Origin of the sequence: Streptomyces albipurpureus (assembly GCF_023701525.1) — a bacterium.
GTDB classification, from domain to species: domain Bacteria; phylum Actinomycetota; class Actinomycetes; order Streptomycetales; family Streptomycetaceae; genus Streptomyces; species Streptomyces albipurpureus.
The window spans coordinates 88516-109170 of sequence record NZ_JAMQAW010000078.1; the positions used below are offsets into that span (position 1 = coordinate 88516).

17 protein-coding genes and 4 pseudogenes are annotated in these 20655 nt (G+C 69.5%); 7 read left to right on the forward strand and 14 right to left on the reverse strand.

Annotation, left to right across the window (positions count from 1 at the left end; genetic code table 11):
- Positions 1-437: 437 nt before the first annotated feature.
- Positions 438-1904, reverse strand: coding sequence for a PucR family transcriptional regulator (locus NBG84_RS35890; protein ID WP_250923886.1), 1467 nt, complete (start codon positions 1902-1904; stop codon positions 438-440).
- Positions 1905-2044: 140 nt separating this feature from the next.
- On the opposite strand from NBG84_RS35890, the gene NBG84_RS35895 reads away from it, so the two are divergent.
- From NBG84_RS35895 to NBG84_RS35920, 5 genes and pseudogenes are all read left to right on the forward strand, one after another.
- Complete coding sequence (locus NBG84_RS35895; protein WP_250923887.1) at positions 2045-3619, forward strand: aldehyde dehydrogenase family protein; 1575 nt, start codon at positions 2045-2047, stop codon at positions 3617-3619.
- On the forward strand, positions 3616-4779 hold the full coding sequence (locus NBG84_RS35900) for a CaiB/BaiF CoA transferase family protein (RefSeq protein WP_250923888.1): 1164 nt from the start codon (positions 3616-3618) through the stop codon (positions 4777-4779). The genes NBG84_RS35895 and NBG84_RS35900 overlap by 4 nt, the downstream gene beginning before the upstream one ends.
- 100 nt (positions 4780-4879) lie before the next feature.
- Complete coding sequence (locus tag NBG84_RS35905; RefSeq protein ID WP_250923889.1) at positions 4880-6088, forward strand: acyl-CoA dehydrogenase family protein; 1209 nt, start codon at positions 4880-4882, stop codon at positions 6086-6088.
- A gap of 846 nt (positions 6089-6934) precedes the next feature.
- Positions 6935-7739, forward strand: a pseudogene (locus NBG84_RS41690) (IS5 family transposase).
- A gap of 187 nt (positions 7740-7926) precedes the next feature.
- Positions 7927-8244 carry an IS110 family transposase gene (locus tag NBG84_RS35920; protein ID WP_250923891.1) on the forward strand — a complete coding sequence of 106 codons (318 nt, stop codon included), beginning with the start codon at positions 7927-7929 and terminating at the stop codon, positions 8242-8244.
- 110 nt (positions 8245-8354) lie between these two features.
- On the opposite strand, the gene NBG84_RS35925 is transcribed toward NBG84_RS35920, so the two are convergent.
- From NBG84_RS35925 to NBG84_RS35940, 5 genes and pseudogenes are all read right to left on the reverse strand, one after another.
- Positions 8355-9023, reverse strand: a complete 669-nt coding sequence (locus NBG84_RS35925; RefSeq protein WP_250923892.1) for a LysR family transcriptional regulator substrate-binding protein — start codon at positions 9021-9023, stop codon at positions 8355-8357.
- Between the two features lie 48 nt (positions 9024-9071).
- A pseudogene (locus tag NBG84_RS41695) lies at positions 9072-9245 on the reverse strand (LysR family transcriptional regulator); the annotation flags it as partial.
- A 495-nt stretch (positions 9246-9740) separates the two neighbouring features.
- Positions 9741-10679, reverse strand: coding sequence for a phosphotriesterase family protein (locus NBG84_RS35930; protein WP_250923893.1), 939 nt, complete (start codon positions 10677-10679; stop codon positions 9741-9743).
- Positions 10680-10713: 34 nt separating this feature from the next.
- Positions 10714-12168: a short-chain fatty acid transporter gene (locus tag NBG84_RS35935; protein ID WP_250923894.1), complete on the reverse strand. Its 1455-nt coding sequence runs from the start codon at positions 12166-12168 to the stop codon at positions 10714-10716.
- Positions 12165-14222, reverse strand: a complete 2058-nt coding sequence (locus tag NBG84_RS35940) for a metallophosphoesterase (protein ID WP_250923895.1) — start codon at positions 14220-14222, stop codon at positions 12165-12167. The genes NBG84_RS35935 and NBG84_RS35940 overlap by 4 nt, the downstream gene beginning before the upstream one ends.
- A gap of 415 nt (positions 14223-14637) precedes the next feature.
- Between NBG84_RS35940 and NBG84_RS35945 the strand changes: the two genes are divergently transcribed.
- The gene (locus tag NBG84_RS35945) at positions 14638-15105 is read left to right on the forward strand and encodes a winged helix-turn-helix domain-containing protein (RefSeq protein WP_250923896.1); all 468 of its coding nucleotides are present in this window, start codon (positions 14638-14640) and stop codon (positions 15103-15105) included.
- Complete coding sequence (locus NBG84_RS35950; protein WP_250923897.1) at positions 15102-15431, forward strand: transposase; 330 nt, start codon at positions 15102-15104, stop codon at positions 15429-15431. Before NBG84_RS35945 ends, NBG84_RS35950 begins: the two co-directional genes overlap by 4 nt.
- A 294-nt stretch (positions 15432-15725) precedes the next feature.
- On the opposite strand, the gene NBG84_RS35955 is transcribed toward NBG84_RS35950, so the two are convergent.
- From NBG84_RS35955 to NBG84_RS35990, 8 genes and pseudogenes are all read right to left on the reverse strand, one after another.
- Positions 15726-15935 (reverse strand): hypothetical protein, encoded by a 210-nt coding sequence (locus NBG84_RS35955; RefSeq protein ID WP_250923898.1) that lies wholly within the window; start codon positions 15933-15935, stop codon positions 15726-15728.
- A 15-nt stretch (positions 15936-15950) separates the two neighbouring features.
- Positions 15951-16157, reverse strand: a complete 207-nt coding sequence (locus NBG84_RS35960; protein ID WP_250923899.1) for a hypothetical protein — start codon at positions 16155-16157, stop codon at positions 15951-15953.
- Positions 16158-16308: 151 nt separating this feature from the next.
- Complete coding sequence (locus tag NBG84_RS35965; RefSeq protein ID WP_250923900.1) at positions 16309-16935, reverse strand: glyoxalase; 627 nt, start codon at positions 16933-16935, stop codon at positions 16309-16311.
- A 5-nt stretch (positions 16936-16940) separates the two neighbouring features.
- A pseudogene (locus NBG84_RS35970) lies at positions 16941-17407 on the reverse strand (helix-turn-helix transcriptional regulator).
- A 51-nt stretch (positions 17408-17458) separates the two neighbouring features.
- Positions 17459-18334, reverse strand: a complete 876-nt coding sequence (locus tag NBG84_RS35975; RefSeq protein ID WP_250923901.1) for an aminoglycoside phosphotransferase — start codon at positions 18332-18334, stop codon at positions 17459-17461.
- Positions 18335-19018: 684 nt separating this feature from the next.
- Positions 19019-19228: a hypothetical protein gene (locus NBG84_RS35980; protein ID WP_250923902.1), complete on the reverse strand. Its 210-nt coding sequence runs from the start codon at positions 19226-19228 to the stop codon at positions 19019-19021.
- 54 nt (positions 19229-19282) lie between these two features.
- Complete coding sequence (locus tag NBG84_RS35985; protein ID WP_250923903.1) at positions 19283-19843, reverse strand: hypothetical protein; 561 nt, start codon at positions 19841-19843, stop codon at positions 19283-19285.
- 174 nt (positions 19844-20017) lie between these two features.
- Positions 20018-20182 (reverse strand): annotated as a pseudogene (locus tag NBG84_RS35990) (DUF397 domain-containing protein); the annotation flags it as partial.
- Positions 20183-20655: the final 473 nt, after the last annotated feature.

The window sequence follows — 20655 nt, forward strand, 5'->3', positions numbered from 1 at the left end:
CACGACCGACGGATGATGGCGCTGCCCTCGTACGGCCGACCCGTAGCGAGTCACACAGGACCGTGTACGGAACGGCCCGGGTATGCCCCCGCCAGAGAGGGGGCGTCCGGCGGAGCGGGGGTCGCCATCGCCGAGAGCACGGTGACGCCGCGGAGGCGGTCCCCGCAGCTGTCAGTCGATAGAGTCGGATCAACAACGAGCGAAATCCGCACAGGCTGAGTGTTGCCGAGAGACTGCCCCGGACCTGGACCTGGACCTGCGGGCCTTGGGGCATCAGGGGTCGACCTCACGGCAGCCGGCCGCGCCTCCGTCGCCGTCGCCGTGGCGATTCGATTCCCGGTCCACGATCGGCGCGGGCGGGCCGGCCGTGAGCGGCAGTCACGACCACCGTGGTCAGTGAGGTGCCGCGGAGGCCGTCCGCGGGGTGCCGGGGGTCCTCAGGCCAGTCCGTTCTCGCGCAGCTCCAGCCAGGTGCGGCTCGCCGTGTCCGGGTCGTCGAGGTCCGCGCCGAGCAGCCGGGCGGCGGTCGCGATGCGGTTCCGCAGGGTGTTGCGGTGGACGCCGAGGTCGGCGGCGGCGCGCTCCCAGTGACCCCGGTGGCGCAGATAGGCGGCGACCGCGCCGACCAGATCGGTGCGCCGGTAGCCCAGGAGGGCTGCCAGGGACGGGGCACCGGGGGTGCCGTGGACTGCGTGGTCCCGCAGGGTGCCCGGCGGGACGGCCGCCAGGGTCCGCCGGAGTGCCGGGAGCTGTCGGTGCAGTTCGGTCACCGAGGTCTCGGGGCCGAGGACGGCCCTGGCCCCGCGGGGGCGTTCCGCGGTCAGCCGCAGTGCGGCGGCTCGGACGGCCGCCACGTCGTCGCCGCCCGTCAGGGCCCAGACCTCGGCCGGTTCGGCGACGGCCAGGAGCTGTCGTCCCCGGCCGGCCGCCGCCGGTTCGAGTACGTCGAGCACGTCGTCGGTACCGTCGGTGAGCCCGGCCATGGCGAGCAGCCGCACCCGGGGGGCGATCGCCGGCAGGCCAAGGTCGGCGGCGAGGGAGCGGGCCGCGTCGAGATGGCCGCTGAGCAGCAGGCGGGCCACGCAGGCCCGCGCGGTGCGTGCCGCCGTGATGCCCCGCCGCCGCTGCTCGCTCTGCAGGGCGAGCAGGGCGCAGGCGGTCAGGACGAGCTGCCGGTCGGGGGCCTTCATGGGGCGGGGGCAGCCGGTGGCCACGAAGCCGCTCAGTTGCCCGCGTCCGGCCAGCGGATGGAGGACGACGTCATCCCCGTCCAGGGGGAAGGTCGCGGAGGAGTGCGGGCCCGCCATGCGCAGCCGGGCGACCTCGGCCGCGATCCGGCGGGCGCTCGAACGGTGCTCGTGCGGCCAGACCGCCATCACCTCGCCCTGGGGGGTGAGCTGGGCGGCCCAGCCCTCCACGGCGTCGGCCAGGGTGCGCACCACCGCACGGACGGGGTCCGGTCCGGCCGCCGCGCGGACCAGTTCGCGTTGGGTGCCGAGGGCCGTGCTCAGTTCCTCGTGCCCCGCCGCCGCGGTCAGCGACCAGTAGGTGCGTGCGACGGTGAGAAAGGGGGTGGGAGCGGGGACGGCGAGCAGCGGCAGCCCCGCGGTCTCACAGGCCCGTAGGAGGGTGTCGGGGACGGTGGCGTGCACCGGCCCGAGGCCGATGCCGAGCGCGGTGACGCCGTGTGCCGCCAGCCGGGCGGTGTACGCACGGGCCTGTGCGGTCTGACCGGTGAGCCCCATGCCGGTGGTGAGGAGCAGTTCCCCGCCCGCGAGGTAGGGCGTGGGATCGGTCAGCTCGCTGACGTGGACTCCGGTGATCTCCCGGGGCGGCGGGTCGAGGGGGGCGACGGGTTCGAGGTCGGCGCCCAGCAGGCGTACGAGGTCTTCGAGCGCTGGCACGGGGCTCTCCCGGAGTCGGATGATGTGCGATCTGTACAGGGATTCATCATTATTGTGCGGAACATCCAAGGATTTCCAGGCCCCGCCGCGCGTAGTTTCGGGACCATCAGCAACCCCCGCGCTACGGAAGGACGTTTCGGATGTCCCCTGCTGTCCCCCCTGCCGAGGTGCAGCGCGACGCCGAGCCGGGTGCCGGGGTGAGCCGTGATCCGCGCACCGGCGCCGCGACCGCCGGACCGCCGGTGACCACGCCGACGCAGCTGTCCGCCCTCCTCGCCGCCGCCGCGCGGGACGCGGCAGAGGTCGCCGCCACCGCTCCCGCCGTGCGGGCGGCCTGGCTCGCGGCGGTCGCGGACGCGCTGGCGGAGCACACCGATGAGCTGACCGCGCTCGCCGACGCCGAGACCGCGCTGGGCCCGGACCGGCTGGGGGGCGAGGTGGGCCGCGCGGCGGCGCAACTGCGCTTCTACGGGTCGGTCGCCGTCGAGGGCGGGTGGCTCGGCGTACGGATCGACGGGCCGTGGACGACCGGCGCGGTGGAGCTGCGGAGACTCAACCGGCCGTTGGGCCCGGTCGCGGTCTTCGGCGCGAGCAACTTCCCGTTCGCGTTCGGGGTCGCCGGGCACGACACCGCGTCCGGGCTCGCCGCCGGCTGCCCCGTACTGGCCAAGGCGCACCCCGCGCATCCCCGGCTGAGCGCGCGGCTCGGCGGCCTGGTCTCGGCCGCGCTGCGCGGTGCCGGAGCGCCGGACGGGGCGTTCGCCCTGGTCACCGGCTTCGACGCGGGTCTCGCTCTGGTGGATGCGCCCGAGGTGACGGCCGTGGCGTTCACCGGGTCGCAGAGCGGCGGCATGGCGCTGGTCGAACGCGCGACCCGCCGCCCGGTGCCCGTGCCCGTCTTCGCCGAGATGGGAACCGTCAACCCGGCGGCTCTCACTCCGGCCGCCGCCGCGGACCCGGCCAGGCTGACCGCTGCGGCGCAGGGCTTCACCGGGTCCTTCACTCTCGGGCAGGGCCAGTTCTGTACGAAGCCCGGTCTGCTGCTGGCCCCCGCGGGCGCGGGCGCCGCGGCCGCGGTCGCCGCCGCGCTGAAGGGTGTACGGCCCGGCCTGCTGCTGACCGAGGACATCGCGGCGGCCTGCCGGCAGGGTGTGGCCGATCTGGTCGCGGCGGGGGCCGAGCAGGTCGCCTCCGTGCCACCGCTCGCGGAGGGGTTCGCCGTCGCGCCGACGGTTCTGACGGCGCCCGCGCGGGCGCTGCGGCCCGGCTCCCGGCTGCTGGCGGAGTGCTTCGGACCGGTGGCGCTGGTCGTGGAGTACGAGGGCACGGCGGGCTTGCGGGAGGCACTGGACGCGCTCCAGCCGTCCCTGGCCTCCTCGGTGATCTCCGCCGGACCGGCCGACCCCGACCTGCCGTGGCTCGTCGAGCATCTGGCACGTCGGTCCGGGCGCGTGGTCGTCGACGGCTGGCCGACCGGGGTCGCGGCCTCCTGGGCACAGCAGCACGGTGGCCCCTGGCCCGCGACCAGCAGGCCGGACGCCACCAGTGTGGGGGCGGGCGCCCTGGACCGGTTCACGCGTCCGGTCGTCTATCAGGACGCGCCGCAGGCGGCGCTGCCCGAGGTGCTGCGCGACGGCAACCCCTGGAGTGTGGTCCGGTGGCTGGACGGGGTGCCGGTGGAAGCGGGGGCCCTGGTGACGGGCGGTCGGGCATGAGCGGGCCGCTGGACGGCGTATTGGTCGCGGACTTCAGCCGGGTGCTGGCCGGGCCGCTGTGCACTATGACTCTGGCGGACCTGGGCGCGACGGTCGTCAAGGTGGAGCGGCCCGGTTCCGGCGACGACACCCGTTCGTGGGGGCCGCCGTGGTCGGCGACGTCCACGACGTACTTCGAGAGCGTCAACCGCTCCAAACTGGGCGTCACCCTGGATCTGGCGGACGACGCGGACCGCGTCCTGGCGCAGGAGTTGGCCCACCGCGCCGACGTGGTGGTGGAGAACTTCCGCACGGGCGCGCTCGACCGGCTCGGCCTGGGCTACGAGCGGGTGGCAGCCGTCAACCCCGGGGTCGTGTACTGCTCGATCAGCGGTTTCGGCAGCGGTGCGGGCGCCGGACTGCTGGGCTACGACTTCGTCGTCCAGGCCGTCGGCGGTCTGATGAGCATCACGGGCGAGACGGACGGCGGGCCGACGAAGGCCGGCGTCGCCCTGGTCGACGTGCTCACCGGCAAGGACGCCGCGATCGGCGTGCTAGCCGCGCTGGCGGACCGGGCCCGGACCGGACGCGGCTGCCGGGTGGAGGTCAATCTGCTCTCCAGTCTGCTGGGCTCTCTGGTGAACCAGGCCCAGAGCTGTCTGGAGACCGGCGTCCCGCCGGGGCGGATGGGCAATCGACATCCTTCCATCGCCCCCTACGAGACACTGCGCTGCCGCGACGGGCTGCTGGCGGTCGCCTGCGGCAACGACGTCCAGTTCGCCCGGCTGGCCACGGCGATCGGCGCGGCGGAGCTGGCGGAGGATGAGCGCTTCGCCGCCAACGCCGACCGGGTCGGCCACCGTGAGGAGCTGGTGGCGGCCCTAGAGGAACGCCTCGCACTCGGCGACGGCGCCGACTGGCAGGCGCGGCTCACGGAGGCGGGCGTACCAGCCGGGAAGGTCGGCACGATCGCCGACGGGTTCGCGCTCGCCGAGGAGCTGGGGCTGTCCCCGACCGTGGCCCCGGCTGGCGGCGGAACGCCCGCACCCCGGCATCCGGTCACGTACTCCACCGGTCTGGTCCGGGGGGCTTCGCCGCCGCCCCGGCTGGACGAGCACGGGGAGGCGGTCCGTGCCTGGCTCGCCCGGCCGGGGAGCGGGCCCCTTCCGCCCGCCGACTGACCCGGCCGTACCCGCAGCCACGGACCTCCGGGTCCGCCGTACACCCTTGTTCCCACACGACCGGCAGGTCGGCTCCGTATCCGAAAGGCAGGACAGACCCATGTCCAGCACATCCGACAGCCAGTCCGGCGCCGCCCGCGTCAGGACCGACCCGCTCGACCTGGCGGGCATCGACGACATGCTCAGCCCCGAGGAGAAGGCGGTCCGGGCGGCCGTCCGGCAGGTCTGCGACTCCGCCGTGGACCCGTACGTCGCCGAATGGTTCGAAAGCGGCGAACTGCCCGCCATCCGTGAACTCGCCAGGGAACTCGGCGGGCTCGGCCTGCTCGGCATGCACCTGGAGGGGTACGGCTGTGCGGGTATGAGCGCCGTCGACTACGGCCTCGCCTGCCTGGAGCTGGAGGCCAGCGACTCCGGCATCCGCTCCCTGGTCAGCGTCCAGGGCTCACTGGCGATGTTCGCGATCCGGCAACACGGCAGCGAGGAGCAGAAGCAGCGGTGGCTGCCGCCCATGGCGGCCGGTGAGGCCATCGGCTGCTTCGGTCTGACCGAGCCCGACCACGGCTCCGACCCGGCCGGCATGCGGACCCGGGCCCGCCGCGACGGCGGCGACTGGGTCCTCGACGGCCGCAAGATGTGGATCACCAACGGCTCTGTCGCCGATGTCGCCGTGGTGTGGGCCCAGGCCGAGGAAGGCGTGCGCGGCTTCGTGGTATCGACGGACACCCCCGGGTTCTCCGCCCCGCTGATCAAACACAAGCTGTCGCTGCGCGCGTCGGTCACCAGTGAACTCGTCCTGGACGGGGTCCGGTTGCCCGGCGACGCGGTGCTGCCTGAGGTGCGCGGGCTGCGTGGCCCGCTGTCCTGTCTGAACGAGGCGCGCTACGGCATCGTCTGGGGCGCGATGGGAGCCGCGCGCAGCTCGCTGAAGGCGGCCCTGGAGTACGCCGGGCAGCGCTCGCAGTTCGGCAAGCCGATCGCGGGCTTCCAGCTCACCCAGGAGAAGCTGGCCCACATGGCGGTGGAGCTGACCTGCGGCACCCTGCTGGCCCTGCACCTGGGCCGGCGCAAGGACGGTCCGGGGCTGCGGCCCGAGCAGGTCAGCATCGGCAAGCTCAACAATGTGAACAAGGCTCTGGACATCTGCCGCACCGCGCGCACGGTCCTGGGCGCCAACGGGATCTCGCTGGAGTACCCGGTGATCCGGCACATGACCAACCTGGAGTCGGTACTGACGTACGAGGGCACCCCGGAGATGCACAAGCTCGTCATCGGCCAGTCCATGACGGGACTGCCCGCCTTCCGGTAGGCGGGCCGGCGCCGGGGCGGGACGCTCTCAGGCGTTGCTTGTCCGCGGATTGATTCCCCCAGCGTGCAACGGTGCCGCGGGCAATGGACCCATGGCTCGTTCCCAGGTCCTTCCACGGGAGCTCGGGGGATTGCGGCGCCTTGGGATTCGCCGTGGTGCCTTCGCGCCGAGCGGGGAAGCGCCGGGCCCGCCTCGGCTGAGAGTCACCGCCTCGTCCTCGACCACGAAGAGGTCACCACTGCTCCCTTGTACTCCGTCGTGTCGGTCCTGGGCTGCGCAGGGCCGCGTAGCGCGGCCGATGGGCAAATGCCGGGGAGAGCCCACCCGGTCTCACACCTGACCCTCGACCCTCGGCCGAGTGAAGGAGCCGACGTCTGAGTTGCTGCGGGGGCGTCGCGTGATCGGAAGCCGAATCCGCGCGCTCCGCTACGGGGGATCCGGAGAACACGGGGTCGGCAGGTCGGCGGAGCCGCCCGGTATCGGCGAGGTCGGCGGGGTCGGGGAGCTGATGTTCTCGGCGCCGTGGCAGATGTCCGGATATCCGGTCGGCATCGCATGGTGGAGATGCTCGCGGACCAGCTCTTCCGACCTGGTTCCAGACCACCGCCCGGCCTCGTATCCGAGGTGGGCTACCTCGGACGAGTCACGGGCAACCGCCAGATCGCCGACTCAGTGGGCGGTCAGGCGGTCCTACGTTGTCGGTGGGCTGGACGGGCCATCGTAAGGTCCAGAGATCCGGGGAGACCGGGTGCGACTCTCAGGCTCTCAGAAGGTGACGACGACCTTGCCACCGACACCACCCTCGTCAAGCAGCCGGAACGCCTTCTCCGGGCCCGGCTTGAGCCGTTGCTGCCGCTGGGCAAGAAGCCGGGCCGTCCACCGGTGTGGACCCGGCGGCAGTTGATAGACGGCATACGGTGGCGGACCAGGACGGTGCACCGTGGCGCGAAGTGCCGGAACAGTACGGGCCGTGGGACCGGGCTTACGACCTGTTCCGGCGCTGGCAGCGCGACGGCACCTGGAAGCGGATCTTCGAGCAACTGCAGGCCGAGGCCGACGCGAAGGGCCTGATCACATGGGGCGTCAGCGTGGATTCCACGATCGCCCGGGCCCATCAGCATGCTGCCGGGGCGCGTAAAAAGGGGCACTGCAGAAGGAACCTCCCGGCGGCGTCGACACCGAGCCCGACAACCACGGCCTCGGACGCTCGCGTGGCAGGCTGACCACCAAGCTGCACCTGGCGGTCGAGCAGGCGCAAAAGCCGCTGTCACTGCTCGTCACCGCTGGTCAACGGCATGACAGCCCCCAGTTCCAGCCGGTCTTGGAGGGCATCCGGGTGCCCCGCATCGGTCGAGGCCGGCCGCGGACCAGGCCGGACAAGGTCCGCGCCGACAAGGCGTACGGCTCCCGCGCGAACCGCGCCTACCTGCGCTGTCGCGGCATCCGCTGCACCTTCCCGGAGAAAGCCGACCAGGTCCGCAACCGCAAGAAACACGGTTCCTGCGGCGGTCGGCCGCCGAAGTTCGACGAGGCCGACTACAAGGAGCGCCACGCGGTGGAGTGCGGGATCAATCGCCTCAAACGCCACCGGGCTGTAGCCACCAGATACGACAGTGAGGATGTTGGGGTGCCGCTTCGGGCGGTGGCCTGACTCGCGATACGACTGGCCCTGGTGCCTTGGGTTTGATCTGTCGGCCACTGCTCGGGGCGGTACTCACTGCCGCCGGGCAGGGGCCGTGTCCCGATAGGGGCCTTCGCGACAGGCACCGTCACAGTCTTGACCGCCCCCGGCCCGGCGACGGCCACCGGTTCCCGAGGCGATCAGGAGACAGGCGACCTTGACCAGCATCACGCAGTCCACCGCCCCATGTCACGTTCTGGCGGACGCCGAGGACATCCTGCTCGGCGTGGATACCCACAAAGACGTCCACGCCGCAGCCGTCATCACCCTGCTCGGCTCCGCCCTGGACGTTCGTAGCTTTCCCGCGACCGCCGATGGCTACCGGCAACTCCTCGACTGGGCGCGGTCATTCGGCGCCCTGCGGCGGGCCGGCGTCGAGTGCACCGGCTCCTACGGAGGCGCTCTGACCCGCCACCTACGTGCCGAGGACATCGAGGTGACCGAGGTGTCGGCGTACTTCTGTGAGTGGCTCTGACACGAAAATAGGGTGCACCCTATTTTCGTGTCAGAGCCACGTCCACTTGTACGCCGACACCGTCGAGCAGACGACCCGCTCACCCATGGCCTGCACTCACGGGACAACCCTTAGGCCGGCCGATTCGCGGCCATGTTCCAGAACTCCCGTGCCGCGGGGGAGGGCGCCTCGTCGGAGCGGACGAGCACGGCGGACCGTCTCATCTCCGGCGTCAGGTCGGCCACCAGAGCACCGGCCGCCCCGGCCAGCTCCCCCATGAACCGCGGCAGGAACGCTGCGCCCGCGCCCGCGACGAGGAGAGGGATGTAGGCCTCTCGGTGATCAGTTCGCACCGCCACATGCCTGCTCCACTCGCGACGGCCGTACCTCTGGTCGAGGTAAGCGGCCGGCCTAGATGACTCCCACCACGGCCCAATGATGAGGCCGCAAGCAAGGACCTCATCCCACGTGGCCACCCCCGGCTCCTGTAGCCGCGTCTCGGGCGGGAGGACAGCGACGAAGTCCTGATGCCCCAGTGGGAGCGTGAGCAGGCCCTGAGCGTCATCGAGCCCCTCGGTGAACCCCAGCTCGCACACTCCGAGCCGCACCATCTCGGCGATCTCGGGAATCCTCGGCTGCGAGGGGCCCTGGATCGTCACCTTGACCTGCGGGTGACGCGTCCGGAACTCGGCGACCAGCGGGCTCACCGGAGATTGCGACAGCGTAGGGAGGGAGGCGATGTCCAGTGTCCCACCGGTCAACCCGACCACGTCCATGACGGCCGATCGGATTGCGCTCATCCCCCGCAGTGCGCGCCGTGCCGGCTCGATCGCAGCCTTGCCGGCCGGCGTGAGCACCACACCTTTCGAGGTCCTCCTGAACAACTGCACGCCCACTTCCCTTTCGAGCTGTGCCATCGCCTGAGAAAGAGTCGGTTGCGTGACGTGCAATTCGGCGGCAGCCCGACCGAAACCTCCTGAATCAACGACCGCCACGAAGTATTCGATTTGTCGCCGTTCCATTTGAGCATTATGCAGCACGTCATGGCCCCGGTGGGCTGTACTGAGGTTTGTGGAGCCCCTGATGCCCAGGGTTACCGTCCTGGCGGAGGAGAATCACCAGCACCTGACAGTACCCCGTGAATTCCCTGAATGGGATCCGTGAGGCCCGCCACCGGCCGCCCCGCATCGCCAAGGATTTGCGCATCCACCGCCGAGCAGGCGTGCTCTGGCAACTCAGCTAGGAGGTGGGCACAGTTGATGCGGGGCCGGCGAGATTCTCACAGCGGCTACGCGGGGTCGGGCGGCACCTATGCGCCCGCCGGAACACCTTCCTGATCCCGAAGTGCGCGATGATGGTGAATCCGTACTGACCACCGAGTGTGTACAGGAGCCAGGTTTCTGCGTCTGTGGATCACCTCGTACGCGGACACCTAGGCGAGGACCTGTTGGCCGCCGGCACGCTCAATGCCAGGGCCACCCGGGCGTGTACAGCGCTCTCGATGGCGCGGTAGTCGGTCAGTCTGTCCCGGTCAGCGCGCGCCGCGGATTGTCGATGAGGAGACGGTCGATCTCCTTCGCTGAGAGCCCTCGTGCTCGCAGCTGGGGGACGATGGTCGTCGCGATGACGGTCAGCCCGGCGCCGCCGTGCGATGACAGGTCGGGGCGGAACGCGAGGTCGTGCGAGAGCAGCACGTGATCGATGAGTCCCGCCTCGGCCATGGCGAGCACGTATTCGATGCGGCGGTCGAGGTCGACGCCCTTGCGGATGTGGTCGAACTCGACGTAGGCGCCGCGTCGCGCGATCGCGCGGTGGTAGTCCGTCACATCTTGGAGCCGTGTCCAGTCAGGGGATCCGACGCTGTCGCAGTGGCCGATGATCACGCGTTGGGGATCGACGCCGGCCGACTCCAGCAGATCGAGCTGCTCGAGTCCGACCGGCCAGTGGGCGGCGTGTGTGCTGATCGTCGCTCCGGTCTCGCGGTGGGCGATCGCGGCGGCGCGGAAGACGCGTTCCTCCTGGGCGGAGATGTACTGCTCACAGCCGATTTCGCCGATGATGCCCGCCCGGACCTCCGTGTCATCGATCCCCACGGTCAGGTCGCGGACGAACAGCTCGGCGATCGAGCGGGTGCTGGTCCGGTCCATCCAGTCGCGGTCGAAGTACGCCTGCCGGTAGAACCCGGTGCCGAGCACGATGTTCACCCCGGACTCCTCGCTCAGCCTCCGCAGGTCGGCCGGCCGTTGCCCCAGGGACCGATTGGTCAGGTCCACAACTGTTCGGCCGCCCTCCGAGCGGAACCGGACGAGTTCGGCCAGTGCCTGGATCCCGTCGTTGAGGAGACCCGCTGCGCGGTGTTCGCGCATCGTGTTGACGAGGAGGTGCTCGTGCATCAGCGTCGAGCCGAGCTCCTCCGCGGCGACGGGGCCTCGCACCGTCATGACGTCACGTGTCATTGCTTCCTCGTTTCTGTTGTGTTGCGCTGACTCGTCACGGAATGACCGGTGGCTCGTAGTCCAGTGTGCCCGCGAGAAGCCACACGAGGACTAGGACGATGGGGAAGTGGACCAGGAACTGGACGAAGGTGAAGCCGATGACGTGGCGGGCACGCAGGCCCAGGACGCCGAGGACCGGAAGCATCCAGAACGGGTTGATCAGGTTCGGGAGCGCCTCGGCGGCGTTGTAGACCTGCACGGTCCACCCCAGGTGCACCTCTGCGTCCTGTGCCGCTCCCATGACGTAGGGAGACTCGATGATCCATTTGCCGCCTCCGGACGGCAGGAAGATTCCGAGGACGACGGAGTAGATCGCGACCGCCGGCGGGAAGAGGCTTCCCGTGGCCACTTCGGAGAACCAGTGAGCCATCGTCGTCGACAGCGTCGTCCCGTCGGGCGCGGCTGCCTGCGTCAGGATCGCCGCCACACCCGCGTAGAACGGGAACTGGATGATGACACCACCGACCGAGGGGATCGCGCTCATCGCCGCACGGATGAACTTGCGCGGCGTCCCATGCAGCGCGAGCCCGAGCATGATGAAGAAGAAGTTGTACGTGTTGAGGTCCGAGACCGTCGCCAGCCATCCCGCCTCCATGACCTTGAACACGAGATACGCCGCGCCCGCACAGACGATCACGGCCGAGAGCAGCCTGGAGCATTCCAACCAATCCCCCGGGCGGGACCGCTTCTCCGGCTCTTGTTCCCGGTCCGTCAGATCAACGCCGAGATCGGCCGCGCGTACGGCGTTCGTCCCTTGGGGTGCGGAGAAGTAGGCCACCGTGACCGTGACGACTGTCAGGACCCCGACGAGGAGCAGGGACTGGGGCAGGAAGATGGTCTCGCTGAACGGCAGTACGCCGGAGATCTGCAGCAGCGCCGGTGGCATGCTTGACGCGTTGGCCTGCATCTGGGCGGGGGCCGAGCTCAGGCCGAGGGCCCAGACGCCACCGACTCCGAGGAGAGATGCGGCGCCCGCGGCGCGGTAGTCCATGTCCAGGCGTCTGCGGGCCAGTTCGCGGACCAGAAGGGCGCTGAAGATCAGCGAGATGGCCCAGTTCAGCAGCGACAGCAGTGTGGCTACCGCCGCGACGAACGCCACGGCCTGGCGGCCGTTGCGCGGGATTCTGCAGAGCCGGTCGATCGCGCGTGCGGCGGGTGGTGACGTCGCAACCGTGTGGCCACCGATGGCGACGATCGACACCTGCATGGTGAAGACGATCAGGTCCCAGAACCCGTTGCCGAAGGAGGTGACGATCGCCTTCGGCGGGGCCCCGACAGCAGCCGCGCCGAGGCCCGTGACGACGACGGCGATCAGTGCGAACACGAAGGCGTCGGGGAACCATCGCTCCATCCATGCGGCGAGGCGGAGGGCCACCCGCTGGAGGAACCCGCCTTCCACCTGCTCCGGCTCGGCGACGGCTTGCTGCCCGCCCTTATCCCGCGCGGTCATGCGCTGACTCTCAATACGAGTACCGGGCCGCCGCAGAGGCCTTGCGCGCCCTCGACCGTTCCCGCGCTCCCCGTAACGAGGTCCACCACTCGTGTCCCGGGTTCGACGGCGGTGCCCACGGCTGACCGGACCGCGTCCCACGAGCACGTCTTCTCGGGGATGACGACAACGCCGTCACCGAAGTCGATCCAGGTCAAATCATCGGACCGGTGCTGGGCCAGGGAGGACGCACGACCTGTCCGCTTTGGCAGTGCCGCCGTGAGGTGCTTGGCGACCAACCCCGCCGAGCGCAGGTTGGAGCGGCGGTCGACCAATCCGTTCCGCGGGAAGTAGCCGCGGTCCATGTCGCCGAAGGTGTCGAGGTTGATCTCGAGGCTGTGGAGCTCATGCGCGGCGACCAGCGTCTCCGCGACCCGGCTGGCAGTTGTGCGGTCGTCGTGCTCGGACGAGCCCGGGTGGTCGGCGGCGAGCTTGACGAGCACCGTGGCACGGAGCCCAAGGCCGGCCACCAACTCGTCGATGGCAGCAAGGGAGTGCACGGGGCTCTCGCTCCTCGCTACCGTGAACGCCAGCCCTGACACGGCGTCGCCAAAGCCTGCCGTGGCAATCAGCTCCTGCAAAACCGCCTGGTCGTCGAGGGTGAAGCCGTGGCGGACATGGTGTGCGTAGTCGTCGCCTCCGTGTTCGTCGTTGGCAGAGGTCCTCACCGCCGACAGGTGCACGGGGAGCCCCGTCGTACGGCTGATCCGGGAGATCTCCGTGAAGCGCGTGGTCAGCTGGCTGGGCGGGAGGATGACCTCCAGCGAGCTCACGAACCATCGGCACTCCGTCAAGAGGCTTACGGCCTCGTTGCCGGGCACGCCGTAGGTGAACACCTGGAACTGGTGGCCGGAGTGCGCGAGCTCCTCCATCCGGCCCCGGATCCGGTCGTCGAGCAGATCCTGGACCGGCACCCGCAGCCGGTTGATGCCCATCTCCCACATCGCCATGAGGGGGTAGTCGTTGCGAACTGTCTTGCGCGCGAATTCGTCGACCACGCCCGAGTAGGGGATCTGCGTCTCCTCGGTCCAGAGCTGACGGGCGTCGACCCCCACCGCGGACGGCTGCTCGGCCGCGACCAGCAGTGACCGCCCGTCCGACCCGCCCGCTGACGCCTGCGCGTCGTCGTGACGGAGGTAGTCCCGGACCACCCGGGTGACGTGCCGGTCCGGATAGACCTCGACCAGGAAGAACCCCAACTTGGCGGTGTCGTTCCGTCCGTACTCGTGCCCTTCCTCGGGTGCGATCCGACTGAATTCGCTGTAGTCGTGCCGCACGAAAGCCACAGACGGAGCGACGTAGTGGTCGCTGTCGCGGTGCCGGTTGTAGAAGAAGTTGTGGACGTGCCCGCCGAACGCCCCCTCCACCCGGAACTCGGCGAACCTGTCCAGGAGCCACGACCGGGCCGGCTCATCGATGTTGTCGTAGTGCCCGATCTCCGTGGGCGACGTGATGAAAGCCGGGTAGTGCGTGAACGCGAAGGTGCGCTGTTCCCTGCTGCGCTGCAGATCGTCCTCAAGCCAGGTCCTCTGCTGCTGCTCGGCAACGAGACCCGAGTTCAGGAGCTGGGCGTTGATGACGACGAAGTGACATCCTCCGTGGTCGAAGGAGTAGTAGTCGCGTCCGAAGATGGACCGGTACTTCTCAAGGAAGGGCTCGGTCACACTCTTCGCGGGAAGCCACTCCCCCGGCTTGTCCCCCACATCGTGGTTGCCCGGCACGAGGTAGAGCGGACATGCCAGCCCGGAGTAGATCTCCTGGAAGCTGGTCGCCGCCGTCGTGAAGGTCTCCAGCGCGGGCACGGGATGGACGAGGTCTCCAAGGTGGACGACGAAATCCGGCGACAGGCGGTTGAGCTCCGCGACCGCGCGCCGGGACCGCTCATTGGCTAGGCGATTACTCGCCCACGGCGAAGAGGAGTGGTCGTCACCGGGATTGACGTGCGAATCCGCAATCACAGCGAAAGTGAAAAGCAGGTCTGCGGGCGCACGGTCACGCGAAATCGGACTGGTCATCAATTTCTCCACCTCGACTCGTCAGGCATGTGCGCACAGCAAACTGCCGACTACCTTCGAGGGTCAACACGGAAATTCCTATGGCCGCCCATAGGCCGAATCAATGGCCCCCCTTTAGACGCCGATTTTCGAGGGGAACGCGCCCTGTGCCGCGAGCAGCGCGTCGTCTCAATATGGTTACTGACGCGCGCAGTTCCGGTCTGAGACTGGCTGCCCTGCTCTTGAGACAGCCCTAGCTGAGTGGTTGCATCCCGCAGCACTGGTGAGACCGCCCACGTTCCGGCACACCATGTCGATTGGGACCCTTCTACTGATCCTTTCGTAAGTTCGGTGGGTGTGGTGACGGTTTGGACGGGAGGCTGTCGGGGTGGCTTATCGACCTTCGTCTTCTGCGCCCGGTTCTTCGCTTCCTCCTTTGTCGAGGCCGCAGTTGGCGGAGGCGCGGCGTGTTCGGGCAGTTGAGTTGTTCGAGGACGGTGTCTCGAATGCGGAGATCGCGCGGGCGGTGGGGGTGTGCGTGGAGAGTGTGCGGCGGTGGCGGCGGGTGTGGGAGGAGGGTGGTGTTTCGGCCCTGCGCCGGTGTTCGGCCACCGGTCGTCCGCCCAAGCTGGACGACGCCCAGGTCGAGACGGTCCGGGGCGCGTTGGAGCAAGGTGCTCAGGCTCATGGTTTCGAGGCCGATCTGTGGACCCTGGAGCGAGTCGGCGCGGTCGTGGAGCGGGTGACGGGAGTGGTGTTGTCGAGGGCGTCGGTGTGGCGGTTGCTGACCTGCCGGCTCGGATGGAGCTTGCAACGGCCCGAGCGTCGGGCGGCCGAGCGGGACGAGTCGGAGATCGCCCGCTGGATCGCACACGAGTGGCCGCGCATCAAAAGGGGGCCGTGAACACACGTGCCTGGATCGTCTTCCTCGACGAATCAGGCGTCTCCCCGCTCCCTCAGATCCGCCGCACCTACGCACCCCGAGGTCGGACCCCGCTGCTGCGGCACCGGCTGAACTGGAAGCACGCGTCGATGGCCGGGGCCCTGGGCTACCACGCCACCGACCCCGATCGAGGGGCCCGCCTGAGCTTCCACCTCAAGCCCGGCAGCTACGACACCGTCGGGCTCATCGAAGTCCTGGAGCAGATGAAGGTGTTCTACCGCGGTAAGCGAGTGGTCCTGGTCCGGGACGGCCTGTCCGCCAACTGGAGCCGGGCAATGCGGGGATAGGTCGCCGAGCAGGACTGGCTCACCCTGGAACGATCACTTGCCTACGCACCCCAACTGAACCCGGTCGAGTTGTTGTGGTCCTCACTCAAGAAACGCGAACTCGCCAACCTCGTCGGCGACCACCTCGCCGACGTCGCAGACGCCACCGAACAAGGCATCCACCGCATCCACCACAACCCACAACCGCCATGGTCATTCCTCGCCCACACCGGCCTCACCATCCACCCACCACACCCACCGAACTTACGAAAAGATCAGTAAGTGGTCCCTTCCGGAAGTCCTTCGGGGGGTTGATCAGGCTGCCAGGGCGACGGAGGAATCTTGGTGTCGGTCGGCGGGTGTGTGCCGGTCGAGTCGGGCCAGCAGATCGTCCAGGTCGGAGGTGGTGAACCTCCACTGGAACGGCTGTGCCGTGGCGTTATAGCGGTCTTCGAATGCTCGGAGCCGGCCCCCGACCTGGGTCAGGTAGGCGAAGTCGTTGGGTGAGACGACCTTGCGCTGCACCACGGAGAAGTAGCGCTAACCTCGCTCTCCGGTCTGCGGGCTGTTCTTGATGCGGTCGCTGGTGCGGAGGTGTTTCATGGCGATGTGATGGATCCGGAATGCTGCGTCACGGACGTTGAAGGCAATCCCGAAACAGATCACCGCGAAGATCCCCGGCCATGCCGCACTCGCGTAGCCTCCTGCGTCGCTGACAGCGTTTGTGAGTTCGCTGGTCGACAGCATTCGTATGTCCCCTCAGTGGCGGTGGGGGCTGCCGTTGGGTCGGCGCGGCGGTCAGAGTGCTGGAGTCCTCGGCGGGCGACTTCGTGGACGGCACCTCTCGTACAGGGTCAGGCGGGCCGGGAGTCAGGTCGGCGTGGGGGTGAGCGCCCCGCTAGCGCACGCTCCAGGCGAACCCGTCCGGGTCGGTAAAGGTGTCGACGGTGTTGCCGAGGACGAGGCGGTGCGAGCCGGTGCCGTCGGCGGGGACGCCGAGGTCCTTGGCAAGGGAACGGCGCTTGTACAGCGCCAGCTTGATGGAGCCGGACTCGTCGGAGGTGAACTCGGTGTACTTGCCGCCGAAGCTCCTGGCCACGGTCAGGCCCCGGCCGACGTAGAACTGCTTGCTGGCCTTCACGTCCTCGACGCCGAGCAGGAGCACGATCTCGTCGATCTCACGAGTGGCGGGGCCGGTGTCCTTCTTCGCCGCTGTGGCGATCTTCCAGATCGTCCCGTCTGGGGCCTGGACGACGCCGCCGTAGCCCCACAGCGACTTCGTGGCGGGCTTCAGCACCGTGGCGCCGGCGTCCAGGGCGGCGACGACGAAGCTGTCGACGGTGGCCGGCTGGGACACCGTGAGCGCCAGGGTGAAGCCGCGGAATCCGGTGGAGTGCGCCTCGGACGCCCGCAGGCGTATGTACGTGTCCACTCCGAAGGCGCTGGAGAAGCGGCGGGCGGCCTCGGGGTCGGCCACCTCAAGCGTGACGGATGCGAGGGATGCGGTGGAAGCGGTGATTGCCATGGCCATCACGCTAGGGGCTGCTCGGTGGCCGTGACTTCTCGATTCCTGACCGGTCTTGCGACTTGTTTCGCCACGCACGCCGGCATCCCCTCCACCCTGATCGCCGACCCCCATCGCGGGCCGTACCCGCAGCATCGGCACGGTCGGCCGCCGCATCCGCAGCCTGGCGCCGGAAGATCCCTGGCGATATTCCGACGAGCTCGGTGAAGCGGGTGGTGAACGTGCCCAGCGACGCGCAGTCGACCGCGAAGCAGACCTCGGTGACGCTGAGGTCGCCCCGCCGCAGCAGCGCCGTCGCGCGCTCGATGCGACGCGTCATCAGATACGCGTACGGCGACTCACCGTAGGCGGACCTGAACTGACGGCTGAGGTGCCCGGCGGACATGTTCACACCGCGGGCGAGCGCCTCCACGTTCAGCGGCTGCGCGTACTCCCTGTCGATCCGGTCGCGGACGCGGCGCAGCCGCCGCAGCTGTAGATCGTGTGGCCATGGGGAGACATCCCGCCTCCTGAGGCCGGGCGGTCAGATTCTGTTGCGGGTGGTGATGAAGGCGGCCCACTCGTCGGCGGACCGGGCAATCGAGTCGGCCGTGGCCTTTTGCTCGGCGGCGAGGTCGTGCCAGCGCCGTGCCTCGGCCCGCGCGAGCACGGCTACAGCCTTCGGGTCTGCCACCGTCCAGCCCGGTACCCGGGCCGCCCACTGCCACGCCTGCTCGGGGGAGTGCCCGCCGGTGGAAACCAGCCGCATCCCCCACAGTGCCGTGTCGATCCAGGCCGGGCCGACCGTAGCCCAGGACCAGTCGACCAGGCATGCCCGTCCGCCGTCCTCCACAAGGACGTTGGTCGAGGCCGGATCGGTGTGCAACAGCCGTGAACCGGCAAGAAGCTCCCGGTCGCCGTCGGCGCAGTAGTAGCCCCAGCGGTCCCAAGCAGTGGGCAGCCGCACTCCGGGCGGCGCGGGCAGCGGCGCCAGCTCGGCCAGCGCCGCACAAACCGGCGCCAGGTCTGGCGAGCCCGGCACGAAATCCGCCTCCCGGCCCGCAACCCCCTCGAAAGCGAGGAGATGCCAGCCGTTCCCGTCCAGACGCCACAGGACCCTTGGCGCGCTCGGGGGCAGGTGCGGGTTCACCGCCTCTTCGAGATCCAGCTCGTCCACGGGCGACCAGCCGGGCCCCCACCACGAGTCGTCCTCCTCAAGGACGGCACCGGGGGCGGGGACACGCTCACGCTGCCCCTTGACGAAGACGAGCGCCCCCGATTCCAGCTCCAGCAGGGAAGCGATCCCGGCCGCAGCCGAGTGCTCGGTGTCGCGGGCGGTGAACGACGCACCGAGGCGCTCCCCGACTGCGCCCCTCACCGCCTCGGGAAGCTGCGCCCAGCGGATGCGCCCGGACGTCACCTCAGTTCCCGGGTACGGGCGGCGCGGGCGGGGTCGGGGGAAACGGCGGGTTCTTGTCCGGCGTGACAGGCCCTGGCGGACGTCCGGCGGGCTTCGGCGTCACGGGCCCCCGCGGCGGCTTCTTCGCTTCGACGATCGTCATGACGAGCAGGGTAGACATCAGGGCACGGCGTCACGGTCGGCTTTGCCTCATCGCGGCCGATTCCGGTCATGTCGTGGCCGGATCATCGACCGGCCTGTGGTGCCGGTCCCGGGCCAAGGGCCCCCTGGCCGGACAGGAGCCGACCGTAGACAGGAAAGCGATCAGGGCCGTGCTGCGGAACTCCGCGCGGACGATCAACGGACGCGACTGCGCGCCCGGCTCCAGGCACCGCCCGGCACCGCGACCTCCTCTTTCCCACCATGCCTCCACAGCTCCGGCCCAGGCGGGGAACAGTTCCCGCCGCCCCTCTGGGTGGCGCGGATACGGTGCACTCCTGAGCAGTCGAAGGTGGATGGGATCGCGGATGCAGCCAAGGGAACTCGAGGAAGCGCTGTGGGCCAGCGTCGACTCCGTGGCCCGGACACCACCGCACACTAGAAGCACGGCTGCGGCGCTCTCGTCGGCGTGCACCGGGTGGATCTGCCGTCGTGACGGCGGTCGTGGTGGCACGTCTCGGCCACCGTGCTGATGGCGCGGTTGTGTCAGCCCCAGAGGCCGCGCACGACCTGAACTGCGGTCACGACAGCTACCGCTTCGGATACGTAGTACTGCACGATCGACCCCGCTGCGGTGATTTGCCGTCGGTGCTCCTCCTGACCGCGGCGGGCTGGGCTGGAGCCGTGTCCGTACGGGTTGCTTGCCACCGTCTGGCGCATAGCTGCGTCGAACCGACTCTTGTAGGCGTCGTCCATTCCGGCGTAGGCCTTCTCGGCTTGGCCGGCGTACTGGATCCGGTACGCGGCCAGTCAGGCCACCGCCTCGTCGTCATGAGCATGTGGCGGATTGTCCCGGAGCTGGGCGACGACGGCGTCGGTCTCGGCCGTGACTTCGTCGGGGGTTGCCCATTGGAGAATCGTGTAGTGCAGCAGGTGGGCGGGAGTGGCGCCGACCTCTGCGTCGAACTGGGCCCGCCGGGTGCCGTCGAGCCGTGTGCGGACCCCGCCGATGGTGGCGGGGATCTCGATGGTTCCCTGTCCCGTGTAGGGGATGACCCAGACGGGTGCGTCTCCCTCGATGCCGGGCAGGTGGATCTGCTCGCCGCTCTCGTCGGTGACGCCGGTGAAATCTCCGTTCATCAGCCGGGCCGCACCGTCCGGGTCTTGGGTCCGGACGGCGTCGGGGATGGCTGCTTCGAGGACGACGAACGCCAGGTGCTGACCCGGGGTGCGGGCGAGCTTGTGCTCGAACGCGGAGAGCGGGTCCGCGTGCAGCTGAGCGCGGATTCCGTCCGGGGTGGAGGGCATCGCTACCGTTCCTCCGGCGAGCGGGACGTTCCAGATCGGATCTCCGGGGTCGTTCAGTCCCATGAGTTCTCCCTCGGGCGGGCTCGTGTCCAGGAAGGCACGGTAGTGGCGCTGGGCCTGTTCTCAAGCGAGGACGCCGGGGTTACATACGATCGGGTGAACTCGCGGTCCGATCCGCCTGGGCCCCTCCCACCCCGGGCGAGTTTGCGCGGGAGGGGCGGTCTGTGGCCGGAGTGACTACGCGGTAGTCGAGGGCTGCTGGGCGGTTGTCCGGAGGAAGGCGTGCCAGGTGCTGTGGCGGATGGTCAGCGGGGCCTGCTGAGGCTTTTCGGAGTCGCCGAGCAGTACGTAGCCGGTCGTGTTGGGATGGGGGGCTGCCTGGACGCAGTTGCCGCCGCCTCCGCTGTAGGAGGAGACCGTTCAAGTGATTGTCGACGGGGCAGGGAGGGGCGGGTGCTGGAGGTTCACGAGGTGGAGCTCCTGGATGTGTTCTTTGAGGTGGTTGCGGGTGCGTGCGGGGTCGAGGGCCTGGTTCCACAGATGGGTGAAGGTATCTGTGTAGCGGGCGCGGCGGCGACCAGACCGCCGACTGCGCAGAATCGGCGTCGTCTCACGGGTTCGCTCCTGTCGTCGGTGTCCCCCGCGAGAGTTACCGGGAAAGAGGGCTGTGACTCCTTGGGCTGCGGAGGGGTTGTCTTCTTGTCCGCATCACAGCGGCTGTCCGCTTCCGGGGCTTCCTTCTGAGCGGTCTTCATACAGTGGAGTGCCGGGGCGGCTCGCCGGTGGTCACCGGCAGGTACGGGGCTCGCGGGAAGATTTGGAGCCTACGTCTCAAGCAAAACGTGGGGGGTGCCCGAGCCACATGGCTCGGGCAC